Origin of the sequence: Catenulispora acidiphila DSM 44928, from assembly GCF_000024025.1 — a bacterium.
GTDB classification, from domain to species: Bacteria; Actinomycetota; Actinomycetes; order Streptomycetales; family Catenulisporaceae; genus Catenulispora; species Catenulispora acidiphila.
Genome location: NC_013131.1, coordinates 2,985,542 through 2,997,543, shown reverse-complemented (window position 1 = coordinate 2,997,543; position 12,002 = coordinate 2,985,542). Strand labels below are relative to the sequence as shown.

The window sequence follows — 12,002 nt, the reverse complement described above, 5'->3', positions numbered from 1 at the left end:
TAGAGAATCAAAGCTCTGCGGTTGTGTGGTCATGTGCGGCGGAGTTAACGTGAGCAGCGCTTATACGTACCGACCGCGAGGGCGAGGTGTCCGATTTCTGCTACCGCAGGTCCCGAGAAGTGGACTGCCGCCGACGTGCCGGACCAGACTGGGCGCGTCGCGGTGGTCACCGGCGCCACCTCCGGAATCGGGCTCGAGACCGCACGGGTGCTCGCCGAGCGCGGCGCAAAGGTGGTGCTGGCCTGCCGCTCTGCCGAGAAAGGGCGCGCTGCGGCGGCCGGAATCGCCGCCGGACTGCCCACGTCGGTGGCAGCTGAGCCCGAGGTCGTGGAGCTGGATCTGGGATCGCTCGCCTCCGTGCGGCGCGCCGCCGAGGAGTTGCGGGAGCAGCATCCGCAGATCGATCTGCTCATCAACAACGCCGGCGTGATGGACGTACCGTTCGGGACCACCGAGGACGGCTTCGAGCTGCACCTCGGCATCAACCACTTCGGCCACTTCGCCCTCACCGGCCTGCTGCTCCCGCGGCTCATGGCCGCACCCGACGCGCGAATCGTCACCGTCAGCAGCCTGGTTCACACGCGCGGACGCATCGACTTCGACGACCTCGGCTACCACCGCGCGTACAAGCCTGACGCCGCCTACTGTCGCTCCAAGCTGGCCAACCTGCTCTTCACCTTCGAACTGCAGCGCCGCCTCGCCGCCGCCGGACTGCCCGCCGTCGCGCTGGCCGCGCACCCCGGCTTCTCGCGCACGGAGCTGTTCCGCCACGAGTCATTCGTCCTCAAGGCCGCGATGCTGGCCGTCGGCCCGTTCATGATGCAGAGCGCTGCGATGGGCGCTCTGCCCACCCTGCGCGCGGCGGCCGACCCGCACGCCCTCGGCGGCACGTACTACGGCCCGGGCGGCCGCAAAGAGCAGACAGGCCACCCGATCGTGGTCGAGGCGAGCCGGGCCGCACATGACGACGAGGCGCAGCGACGGCTCTGGGCGGAGTCCGAGAAGCTGACGGACGTCGTCTTCCCTTTCTAATTTTTTTACGGCTTCGCGCGGGTGTTGATCGCCTCTCAGGGGACGCAGTTCGGTAGAGGGTGTCTGGGTAACGCTGGCGGCCGCGGCAGGCTGCTGCTTCACCACGTCGCCGACATCTTCGGCAAAGACGTTAATATTGTTTGGCGCCTCCCGCCGGAACTGGCAACCGTGCTCGCGGTGAGTGCTCAGTGATAGCCGGGGAATCTCGTTGCAGAGTGCCCCCGCCGGAGGCGCCTGCCTTTGCCTTGACTTCTGGTGCCCCTCAAACGCGGCCGCTACCCGCCAGCCCCAACGTATGCGCAGTGACTCGGACCTGAGCGCGGTCGAGTCCACAAGAGTCCACCGGTCGCCAGCGTTACCCAGACACCCACCACCGAACTGCGCCCCCTACGAGGCCATCAACACCGGCGCGAAGCCGTAAAGCTTCTAAAACCCCACAAAATAACCGCACCAACCCCCACCCCCCACCCGCACACAAGCCACGAGCACCATTTTCCCCAGATCGCCGCCAACCGTTGCGCGGGCCGAAACGCTGGTGCTACGTTCACGCCACATCACCGACTGTCGAATCAGTTCGACAACAGTTCGGGCGCGGAGCCGGGGTAGCATCCCGACGCAGTGCCCTGAGCCGTTCGACCCGGAAGGACCATCGTGGCGGTCACGATCGCAGATGTCGCCAAGCGCGCCGGCGTCTCCCGCAGCACCGTGTCGTACGTGCTGAGCGGGACGCGCTCGATCTCGGCGGAGACCCGGCTGCGGGTCGAGGCGGCGATCGAGGAGCTGCAGTTCCGGCCGCACGCCGGGGCGCGCTCGATCCGCAGTGGGCGCAACGGGGTGATCGCGATGGCGCTGCCGATGGTCTACGGGCCGCACAACCAGGTGCAGATGCCGTACGTCTGGGCGACGCTGACCGCGGCGCAGGACCTCGGGCTGAAGCTGCTGATGCTGACCGACGACGACGGCGAGACGGCGATCCGGGACACGGTGACCGGCTCGCAGGTCGACGGGGTCATGCTGATGGAGGTGCAGCGCAACGACCCGCGCGTGGCGCTGCTCAGCTCCCTGAAGTGCCCCGCGGTGCTGGTCGGGACGCCCGATGACAGCGCGCGGCTGCCGTACGTCGACTTCGACGCGACGCTGGCCGGCCGGCTGTGCGCCGAGCACCTGCTGGAGCTCGGCCACCAGCGGGTCGGCTACATCGGGCAGTCGCCGTCGACGTTCCGCCGCGACGTCGCCTACGCGGTCCACGCCCGCGAAGGCGCGCTGAGCACGCTGCGCAAGGCCCGGGCCCGTACCGCCTGGACGCCCTGCGACGGGCACCCGGCCGACGTGGCGCGCGCCGTGGACAGCCTGCTCGGCAAGATCCACGGCCTGACCGGCCTGGTCGTCTACAACGAGCGGGCGCTGCCGCTGGTCCTGGACCGGCTGGCCGGGCTGGGCCTGCGGGTGCCGCAGGACGTCTCGGTCGTGGCGGTGTGCCCGGACGACGAGGCCGAACGGCTCGCGGTACCGGTCAGCGCGGTCTCGCTGCCGGTGGAGGACCTGGCCCGCACCGCCGTGAAACTGCTGGCCGGGCAGGTCAACGGGGAGTCCGTACCGTCGGTGACGATCCTGCCGCCGACGCTGAAAGTCCGCGCCACCACCGGGCCGGCTCCCGCCGACGGCTCCGACCGCGCCTGACCTGGCACGCGTCCCTGCCCGTCCGACCACTACCCCGGCAGAACATCCCGCCGACCACCCCGGCAGCCCGGCGCCGGCGCCCCGCAATCATCGAATCAATTCGAAAGGTCAAGGTCATGATATTCGTGCACCAGCGTGGCCGGTCCCGTACGGCCGACACCGGACCCGACGCCCGACCGGCTGCCGGACTCGCCGCCGAAACCGGCGTCAGAACCGGCGGCAGAACCACCGCCAGAACCTGCATCAGCGCCCTGGCAGTCGCCTCGACCTGCCTGCTCGCGCTGTCCGCCTGCGGCTCCAGCGGCAAGGGCGATTCCTCCGGCTCGGGATCGGGATCCGGATCCGGCGGCACCCTGACGCTGAACGAGACCGACTACTACAGCTCCGCGCCGCAGAACACGCAGATCCAGGGCGTGCTCACCGAATGCGCCACCCAAGTCGGCGGCGTGAAGGTCGTCCACCACGAACTCCCTCGCGAGCAGCTGATGCCCAAGCTGCTCCAGCAGGCCGCCTCCAAGTCGCTGCCCGACCTGCTGCTCGTCGACAACCCGGACCTCCAGCAGGTGGCCTCGACCGGCGGCTTGGTGTCGCTGTCGGCGGGCGGGCTGTCCACCGACGGCCTGTATCCCTCGATCGTGTCGGCCGGTACCTATCAGGGCCAGGTCTACGGCATCGCCCCGGGCGTCAACGGCCTGGCGCTCTACTACAACAAGGACATGTTCACCGCGGCCGGGCTGACCCCGCCGACCACCTGGGACGAGCTCACCGCCGACGCCCAGAAGCTGACCGCCGGCGGCAAGCAGGGCATCGCGTTCTCGGCCGTGGGCACCGAGGAGGGCAGCTTCCAGTTCGAGCCCTTCTTCTGGACCGCCGGCGCCGATCTGAAGACCCTGAACTCCCCGCAGGCCGTGCAGGCGCTGAGCTTGTGGAAGACGTTCGTCGACAAGGGCTGGGCGTCCAAGTCCGTGGTCACCTGGACCCAAGCCGACGTCGAGCAGCAGTTCGCGGCCGGCAACGTCGCGATGATGGTGAACGGTCCCTGGCAGCTTCCCGGCCTGAACTCCACAGCCAATCTGCACTTCGGTACCGTGCCGATCCCGGTGCCCTCGGCCGCCGCCAAGCCGGTCACCCCGCTCGGCGGCGAGGTCTGGGCCGTCGGCCACAGCAGCAGCGCCCGCGAAGCCAAGGCGGTGGCCGTGGTGAAGTGCCTGCTCAGTGCGGACAAGGCCAGCGAGTGGTCGAAGGACGCCGGCTACATCCCCAGCAACGAGGCCGCAGCGGCGCAGCTGGCCGCCTCGGACCCGCAGCTGCAAGCGTTCATCACCGAGATCGCCACCGCGAAGGCCCGCACCGCCGAGCTCGGCACGGCCTACCCGAAGGTGAGCACCGCGCTGTTCACCGCCCTGCAAGCCGCACTGGCCGGCGGCACCTCCCCGCAGGACGCGCTGAACCAGGCGCAGAGCCAGGCCGGTTCCTGACGATGTCCACGCCGCTCACCGAGTCCGTACCCGCCGCGCAGTCGGCGGGTACGGACCCCCGCGACCGCCATCGCGACCGCCGCGACCGCCGCGGCCACCTCCGCGTCCCCCGCCGCGGCGGACACCGTGCCGCCTGGCGGGTGGCCGGATTCGTCATCCCGGCGTGGATCTACATCCTGTGCTTCTACGTCTATCCGCTGTTCGCCAACATCCGTATGGGATTCCAGGACTACTCGGTCTCCTCCTTCTACAGCGGCTCCGCGCCCTATGTCGGCCTGCGGAACTACACCTCCCTGTGGCACAACCCGCAGTTCGGCAGCATCGTGACGAACACGCTGCTGTTCACGATCGGCTCGCTGGTCTTCCAGTTCGGCATCGGCCTGGCGCTGGCAGTGTTCTTCCGCCGCAAGTTCCCGCTCAACGGCGTGCTGCGCTCGCTGCTGCTCGTGCCGTGGCTGCTGCCGCTGGTCGTCTCCGGGACGGTCTGGCGCTGGATGATGTACGCCGACTCCGGCGTGCTCAACCAGGTCCTGCTGAACCTCCACGTGATCGGCCACCCGGTGCCCTGGCTGGTGAGCACCACCTGGTCGCTGACCGCGGTCACGCTGGTCAACATCTGGGTCGGGATCCCGTTCAACATGGTGATCCTCTACGGCGGTCTGCAAGGCGTCCCGGAGCAGCTGTACGAAGCCGCGGCCATCGACGGCGCGAACGCCTGGCAGCGCTTCCGCCGCATCACCTGGCCGATGCTGCGGCCGGTGACGCTCGTGGTGCTGACCCTGGGTCTGATCTACACCGTCAAGGTCTTCGACGTCATCCAGATCGTCTCCCAAGGCGGTCCGGCGAACTCCTCGCAGACCCTGACCACCTACGCCTACAACCTGTCCTTCCAGCAACTGGAGTTCGGCAAGGGCGCGGCGGTCGGCAACCTGCTGATCCTGGTGGCGATCGTGTTCGCGTTCTTGTACCTGCGCTCCGTGCGCGAACCCGAGGGGAGGCAGGCATGAAGCGCTTCCGCAGCAGTCTTTCGACCGCCGCCGCGATCGTGATCGTCGCGATCATGCTGTTCCCGTTGTACTGGATGGTGAATGCCTCGCTGCTGAAGCCATCGGAGCTGGTGAGCAAGTCCCCCACCTGGTTCCCGGTGCACGGCACGCTGGACGGCTACCGCTCGGCGTTCAGCGCCGAGGGCGGGCACATGCTGATCAGCCTGATCGTGTCGCTCGGCGCGGTGGCGGTGACCCTGCTGGTCGCCACGCCGGCCGCGTACGGTCTGGCCAAGCTGCGCGTCCCGGGACGGCGGGCGCTGCTGTTCGCGCTGCTGGTCGCGCAGATGATCCCCGGCATCGTGATGGCGAACTCGCTGTACATCGCCGCCACCAAGCTGGACATGGTCAACTCGCCGTTGGCGCTGATCCTGGCCGACTCCACGCTGTGCGTGCCGTTCGCCACGCTGATCCTGCAGTCGTTCCTTCGGGGTGTGCCGGACGAGCTGGCCGAGGCGGCGTCGCTGGACGGCGCGTCGAAGTTCCGGACGTTCGTGGCGGTGATGCTGCCGGTGGCCCGCAACGGCGTCATCACCGCCGCCTTGTTCTCCTTCCTGTTCGCCTGGGCCGACTTCCTGTTCGGCGTCACGCTCACCACCGAGGACAACCGGGCGCCGATCACGGTCGGCCTCTACCGGTTCATCGGCGCCAACCTCGTCGACTGGAACGGGGTGATGGCCACCGGGGTCATCGCCTCGGTTCCCGCGGCCCTCCTGCTCATCGCCGCGCAGCGCTATGTCGCCGCCGGGATCGGCAGTGCCGCGCTGAAGGACTGACCGCGGCTCGTCCTCGCTTTTCCGACCCACAGCTTCGACCCGGGAGACTTCGTGCTCAACCCCTTCTCCGCCGACGACCGTGTCCTGACCTGGAGGAGCGGCAACCAGCTGCTGACCGTCGAGCCCTGGGGCGCAGACAGCGTCCGGGTCCGCGCCGGACTGCACCGGATCCTGCCCGATCTGCCCGGCGCGCTGGCCGCCGAGCCGTTGGCTGCCAACGCCGACAACCTCGACGCCGACGCCGCCAACGCCGCCGACGTCCGGATCGAGATCGCCGCCGACCACACCTCCGCCACCCTGGCGAACGGCCGCGCGATCGTGCACGTCGACGCCGCCACCGGCCGGCTCGCCGTCCACCGCGCCGACACCGGCGCCGAGGTGCTGCAGGAGCAGTCCGCGCACTTCTGGTGGCCCGGACCGCGCCACTTCGAGGCGGTCGGCGCCGGATTCCACCGCATCGAGCAGCGCTTCGCCGCCTACGACGGGGAGCGGATCTACGGGCTCGGCCAGCACGGCCACGGCCGGCTGGACCAGAAGGGCATGGTGATCGAGCTCGTCCAGCGCAACGGCGAGGTGACGATCCCGTTCGCCGTCTCCAGCCGCGGCTACGGACTGCTGTGGAACAGCCCGGCGGTCGGCCGGGTGGAGTTCGCCGGCAACGGCACGCGCTGGGTCGCCGACCGCGCGCGCCAGATCGACTACTGGCTCACCGTCGGCGACACCCCCGCGCAGATCCTGACCGCCTACGCCGGCGCCACCGGATTCCCCTCGCCGATGCCGCAGTGGGCATCAGGGTTCTGGCAGAGCAAGCTGCGCTACCGCACCCAGGAGGAACTGCTCGCCGTCGCCCGCGAGTACGCCGCCCGAGAGCTGCCGTTGTCGGTGCTGGTCATCGACTACCTGCACTGGCGTCACCTCGGGGACTGGGACTTCGACGCGACCGCCTGGCCCGATCCGCGCGCCCTGGTCGAGGAGCTGCGAGCCCTCGGCGTCGAGCCGGCAGTGTCGGTGTGGCCGTCGGTCAGCCCGCTGTCGGCCACCTTCACGCCGATGCGCGAGGCCGGGATGCTCGCCACCGCCGACAACGGCGCGGCCCTCACCGGCGCGTGGCCGGATGCCGCGTCGGGAGCCGAGATCGGGGTCGCCTTCTACGACGCCACCGACGACCGTGCCCGCGCCTTCCTGTGGGACCGGCTGCACACCAACTACTACAAGCTGGGCATCCGCGCGTTCTGGCTCGACGGCTGCGAGCCGGAGATCCGACCGGCGCCGCACACCCTGACCTACGCCGCCGGCGTCGGCAGCGAGGTCGCGAACCTCTATCCGCGCGAGCACGCCCGAGGCGTCTTCGAGCGGATGCGCGCAGCCGGTGAGCCCGAGGTGCTGTCGCTGACGCGCTCGGCGTGGGCCGGTTCGCAGCGCTACGGCGTGGCGTTGTGGTCCGGCGACATCGACACCACCTTCGAGGCGTTCGCCGACGCCATCCGCGCCGGGCTGAACGTGGCGATGTCCGGGCTGCCGTGGTGGACCACCGACATCGGCGGATTCCACGGCGGCGACCCGGACGACCCGGCGTACCGGGAGCTGGTCGTGCGCTGGTTCCAGTTCGGCGTCTTCTGCCCGGTCTTCCGGCTGCACGGACACCGCGAACCGCGCGTCAGCCACGGCACGGTCGGCGACGGCGGCGGCCCGAACGAGGTCTGGTCCTACGGGCCCGAGGCGTATCAGACCATCACCGCCTTGCTGCGCCTGCGAGAACGGCTTCGTCCCTACATCCACACCCACCTGCGCGACGGCGAGACGACCGGCATCCCCCTGATGCGGCCGCTGCTGCTCGCCTTCCCCAACGATCCGGCCGCGTGGGAGGTCGAGGACCAGTTCCTGTTCGGTCCCGACATCCTCGTCGCCCCCGTCACCGAACTCGGCGCCCGGCAGCGCCGCGTGTACCTGCCGGCCGGAGCGGAGTGGACGCACACCGCCTCCGGACGCCGATACCCCGGCGGCACCCGCGTCACGGTCGACGCGCCGCTGGAAGCCATCCCCCTGTTCGTGCGCGACGGCGCCGAACCGTCCCTGTCCGCGCTCTTTCCCCGCTCCGCCCGCTCTCCCCTCTCTCCCCTGTTCCAGGAGGCGCAATGAAGCGAACCACCCCGCACCGACCGCGCCACAGCCTGACCGCCCGCACCCGCCGCGCCCTGACCGGCGCGCTCCTGGTCGCCGCCGTGACCACGGGCACCACACTGATCGGAGTACCTTCCGCAGTGGCCAACGCACCGGACACCACGGTCACCGTGGACGTCTCCCAGACCGGCAAGGTCCCCACGCATGCCGGCGCCGGATTCCTTTACGGGCTCTCCCAAGACGGCAGCGGTCCGTCCGACAGCCTGCTGCAACCGCTGGCGCCGACGTTGTTCCGCGGCGGCGGCGCGCGCCTGGCTGGCGGCGGCTGGATCGGCGACGGATACACCGCGGGCAGCGGATACCGCACGCGGATCCAGTCCGGCATCGCCCAAGCCCGCCGCGTCACCACGGCGCCCTACAACGGACGCTACGACCTGCTGGTCTCCGACCTCTACGGCGCCGACACGACGCAGCCCTCGAACACCGTCTATCCCTGCGACAACGGGGACTGCTCGAACTGGAAGGCCTTCATCGACCAGGTCGTCGGCGACGTGCAGGCCTCCGGGGTGAACGTCGCCTACGACATCTGGAACGAGCCGGACGGCACCGGCTTCTGGCAGCGCGGCGTGAACAGCGCGCAGTACTACCAGATGTGGGACACGGCGGTTCGGGAAATCAGGAGGCTGAGTCCCTCGGCGACCATCGTCGGGCCCTCATACAGCGGTTACAACCACACCTGGCTGGACGGCTTCATCGGCCAGACCAAGGCCGACGGCACGGTGCCGAGCGTGCTGAACTGGCACTTCGGCACCGATCCGGCGGCCGACTCCGCCGACGCGGCCGCGATCGTCGCGGCGCACGGCGTCAGCCCGCTGCCGCTGTCCATCAACGAGTACCTGTTCGGCAACCAGCAGACCGCCGGCTACACCGCCTGGTTCCTGGACCGGCTCGCAGTCTCGAACGTTGGCGCCGCCGCCCACGCGATCTGGAGCGACTGCTGCGTGGCCGGCACGCTGGATTCGGTGCTCGGCGGCACCGGCGCCCTGGCCGCGCCGACCGGGCAGTGGTGGACCTACCGCGCATACGCCTCGCTGACTGGCAACCTGGTCAGTGCGAGCAGCGGGAACACCGGGGTCGCAGTAGCGGCATCGGCGGACCGGAACGCCGGGCAGGCCAACGTGCTGATCGGTAACAACAGCGGTCAGACCGGCACCACCACGGTCACCGTGCAAGGGCTGGGCTCCACGCCTTGGCTCACGGCTGGCTCGACGGTGCACGCGACGCTGCTGCGGATTCCGGACAGCACGCCGCTGTCGCAGCCGATTGCCGTGTCCGACTCCGATGTGACGGTGAGCAACGGCAGGATCAGCTTGCCCGCGACGTTCCAGTCGGGCACGGATGCCTTCTGGCTGGTGCTGTCGCCGCATGGGGTCACCATCACGGGTCCGGGGGGACCCGGCGGTGGGCAGATCTTCGTGGACGGCAACGAGATCGGCACGGCCAACGACCAGTGGCAGTACGACGCGAGCTGGGGCGAGACCTCAGGCGTAGCCGACATGTACGCAGGGACCGCGAACTGGAGCAACTCGAGCGGCGCGACCGCCAAGTTCAAGTTCTCAGGCACGCAGGTCGCGGTGCATGCGGTGCGGGACGTCGATCAGGGCAAGATGACGGTCGCGATCGACGGCGGCTCGCCGACCACGATCGACAACTACGCCTCAAGCCGCAACGCCTCCGGCGTCGTGTGGACCAGCCCGACGCTCGCCGTCGGCTCTCACACGCTGACGGTCGTCAACACCGGGACTCGCAACGGTTCCAGCTCGGGGACGAACATCGCGATCGACCGCGTCGACGTCACTCCGTCGTCTGCCGCTCCCCCGTCCCAGACGGTCGTCGACGGCAACGTCACCGGCACCGGGAGCGGCCAGTTCAGCTACGGCGCCAACTGGGGTCTGACCACCGGCGTGTCCGACATGTATCTGGGCACTGCGAACTGGAGCCACACCGCCGGAGCCAGCGCGACGTTCCGCTTCACCGGCACGCAGGTCGCACTGCATGCGGTGCGTGACACCGATCAGGGCATCATGACCGTCGCCATCGACGGCGGATCACCAACCACCATCGACAACTACGCCTCAAGCCGCAACGCCTCCGGCATCGTGTGGACCAGCCCAACACTCGCCGCAGGTTCCCACACCCTCACGATCATCAACACCGGCAACCACAACAGCGCGAGCACCGGAATCAACATCGCCATCGACCGGGCGGACGTCACTTCGTAGGAATCAGCACGCACGCGCAGTCGCCCCGGAGCAGCCGCTTTCAGCGCTGCTTCGGGGCATTGTCGTTGATTGAACGCTTGTCCTGAAGCTCGCGACGCCAGCGCGGAGCCTGCGTCGCTGGGCCCGGGAGGACCGGGCTGCCGGGCCAGGGGACGATCGGACGGATGCCGTGGAGGGCATTGACGGCCCAGATCTCGAGGCCGTCGAGGTCGCGGGGGCGTGCCTGTTCGTGGCGGACCGGGATGGCGGCAGCTTCGGCGAGGTCGACGAGGACTGCGCGGGTCACGCTGGTCAATACGGACTCTGATTCCGGGGGTGCGCACAGTGCGCCGTCGCGCCACCACAGGATGCTGGTGCTGGCGCCTTCAAGGACGTGGCCTTGGGCGTCCACCAGGAGCGGCTCGTCGGCGCCGGCTGCGTGGGCTTGTTCGCGAAGGTCGTTGAGGAGCGGCAGGTCGTAGCCCTTGATGGTGGGGTGCAAGCGCGTGTCGGGCTCGGGCGCGGTCCATAGACGCACCGTCGAGCCCAGCGGTGGCGCCGGTCGTACCAGCAGGTGGAAGCCGTCGGTCGGGGAGTACTCGACGCGAGGGAACCAGGTGCCGGTGGTCGGGATCAGCGGCGGGGCGGCGGAGACGAGGGCGCGCGAGGTCGCCGGGTCGATGCCGTGCAGGCGGTGCACAGCGTCGGCGAAGCGCTCGGCATGGCGCTCCGGTGCCAGCCACGCGCCGTCCGCGACGAGCCAGGAGTCGATGACCTCTGGCCTGGCGCCGTCCCCGGGAGCCGGTACCAACGACTCGCCGTCCCAGCGGAACCTCTTCGCAGGGGCCTGATTCGGCGCGCTCACGCCGGGCTCCCGAGTCCGGCAGCGGTCACAGCATCGGGAAGCAGCACCGACCGCAGCGAAGCGCCCGCCTTGAGCAGCATCTCTTCATACTCATCGGCGGGACCGGAATCCAGCACGATCGCACCCCCGGCGCCGACGCTGAGCTCGTCCTCGAAGCGCACCGCCGTGCGGATCACGATGCTGAGATCCGCCTCGCCGCCCAGGCCGAGGAAGCCCAGCGCGCCGGACCCGCGCGCTTCGGTCTCGAGCCTGTCGATGATCTCCATAGTCCGCAGTTTAGGCGCACCGGTCATGGAGCCGCCCGGGAAGCAGACACGAACGCAGTCCACCGCGCCTACCTCCCGGTGGCGTCACGGCCAGCGGATCACACCGCCGAGCCGGCACCAGATCTCCGTTTCCGCCGAGCTGAGCGCGACACCGGGCGGCAGCAGCCGCTCCGGGTGCCCCGGCGGCGGTCCGTCCCAGGTCTGCGGTTCCGGCGACGCGGGAGGACGCGGCGCGGAAAGGTCGTCCTCCATCGGGATACCGGCCAGGCGGCACGAGGCGACGCACACCCCTTGGAGCGCCGAGACGATCGCCCGGCCAGTCCACCTGAGCACTGCGCGCACGGCGCGGGACAAGCGCGTCCTGGGCCGTGCGGATGCGGAAGACTCCATAGCCGGGACCGTAAAGCGCCCCGCGACGTGGGACTACGCAGAATTGCGCAGAACACGGACCTTCCGTGAAGAACGCGCATAAGGATG

General features: G+C 69.7%; 9 protein-coding genes and 1 pseudogene. 7 read left to right on the top strand and 3 right to left on the bottom strand.

Annotation, left to right across the window (positions count from 1 at the left end; genetic code table 11):
* The first annotated feature begins 93 nt into the window (after nucleotides 1-93).
* From CACI_RS13035 to CACI_RS45465, 7 genes are all read left to right on the top strand, one after another.
* On the top strand, nucleotides 94-1,032 hold the full coding sequence (locus tag CACI_RS13035) for an oxidoreductase (RefSeq protein WP_041540195.1): 939 nt from the start codon (nucleotides 94-96) through the stop codon (nucleotides 1,030-1,032).
* 651 nt (nucleotides 1,033-1,683) lie between these two features.
* Complete coding sequence (locus CACI_RS13030) at nucleotides 1,684-2,712, top strand: LacI family DNA-binding transcriptional regulator (protein ID WP_012786822.1); 1,029 nt, start codon at nucleotides 1,684-1,686, stop codon at nucleotides 2,710-2,712.
* 116 nt (nucleotides 2,713-2,828) lie between these two features.
* Nucleotides 2,829-4,190, top strand: a complete 1,362-nt coding sequence (locus tag CACI_RS13025) for a sugar ABC transporter substrate-binding protein (RefSeq protein WP_012786821.1) — start codon at nucleotides 2,829-2,831, stop codon at nucleotides 4,188-4,190.
* A 2-nt stretch (nucleotides 4,191-4,192) separates the two neighbouring features.
* Complete coding sequence (locus CACI_RS13020; protein ID WP_012786820.1) at nucleotides 4,193-5,197, top strand: carbohydrate ABC transporter permease; 1,005 nt, start codon at nucleotides 4,193-4,195, stop codon at nucleotides 5,195-5,197.
* On the top strand, nucleotides 5,194-6,012 hold the full coding sequence (locus tag CACI_RS13015) for a carbohydrate ABC transporter permease (protein WP_012786819.1): 819 nt from the start codon (nucleotides 5,194-5,196) through the stop codon (nucleotides 6,010-6,012). The genes CACI_RS13020 and CACI_RS13015 overlap by 4 nt, the downstream gene beginning before the upstream one ends.
* 51 nt (nucleotides 6,013-6,063) lie before the next feature.
* Entirely contained in the window at nucleotides 6,064-8,151 is a 2,088-nt protein-coding gene (locus CACI_RS13010) for a glycoside hydrolase family 31 protein (RefSeq protein WP_012786818.1), read from the top strand.
* Complete coding sequence (locus CACI_RS45465; protein ID WP_012786817.1) at nucleotides 8,148-10,415, top strand: autotransporter outer membrane beta-barrel domain-containing protein; 2,268 nt, start codon at nucleotides 8,148-8,150, stop codon at nucleotides 10,413-10,415. The genes CACI_RS13010 and CACI_RS45465 overlap by 4 nt, the downstream gene beginning before the upstream one ends.
* Nucleotides 10,416-10,455: 40 nt before the next feature.
* Here the strand turns inward: CACI_RS45465 and CACI_RS13000 are convergent, their stop codons facing one another.
* The 3 genes and pseudogenes from CACI_RS13000 to CACI_RS49100 form a co-directional block, all read right to left on the bottom strand.
* Nucleotides 10,456-11,259 (bottom strand): aminotransferase class IV, encoded by an 804-nt coding sequence (locus tag CACI_RS13000; protein ID WP_012786816.1) that lies wholly within the window; start codon nucleotides 11,257-11,259, stop codon nucleotides 10,456-10,458.
* Nucleotides 11,256-11,597: pseudogene (locus CACI_RS49105) on the bottom strand (chorismate-binding protein); the annotation flags it as partial. The gene CACI_RS13000 and the pseudogene CACI_RS49105, both read right to left, overlap by 4 nt.
* A 12-nt stretch (nucleotides 11,598-11,609) precedes the next feature.
* Nucleotides 11,610-11,915, bottom strand: a complete 306-nt coding sequence (locus CACI_RS49100; protein WP_143765221.1) for a DUF6059 family protein — start codon at nucleotides 11,913-11,915, stop codon at nucleotides 11,610-11,612.
* Nucleotides 11,916-12,002: the final 87 nt, after the last annotated feature.

What these genes read in the sequence shown, in the direction of transcription:
- CACI_RS13025 (WP_012786821.1), top strand. Translation starts at nt 2,829, where the DNA reads ATGATATTCGTGCACCAGCGTGGCCGGTCCCGTACGGCCGACACCGGA.
- CACI_RS13020 (WP_012786820.1), top strand. Translation starts at nt 4,193, where the DNA reads ATGTCCACGCCGCTCACCGAGTCCGTACCCGCCGCGCAGTCGGCGGGT.
- CACI_RS13015 (WP_012786819.1), top strand. Translation starts at nt 5,194, where the DNA reads ATGAAGCGCTTCCGCAGCAGTCTTTCGACCGCCGCCGCGATCGTGATC.
- CACI_RS45465 (WP_012786817.1), top strand. Translation starts at nt 8,148, where the DNA reads ATGAAGCGAACCACCCCGCACCGACCGCGCCACAGCCTGACCGCCCGC.
- CACI_RS49100 (WP_143765221.1), bottom strand. Translation starts at nt 11,915, where the DNA reads ATGGAGTCTTCCGCATCCGCACGGCCCAGGACGCGCTTGTCCCGCGCC.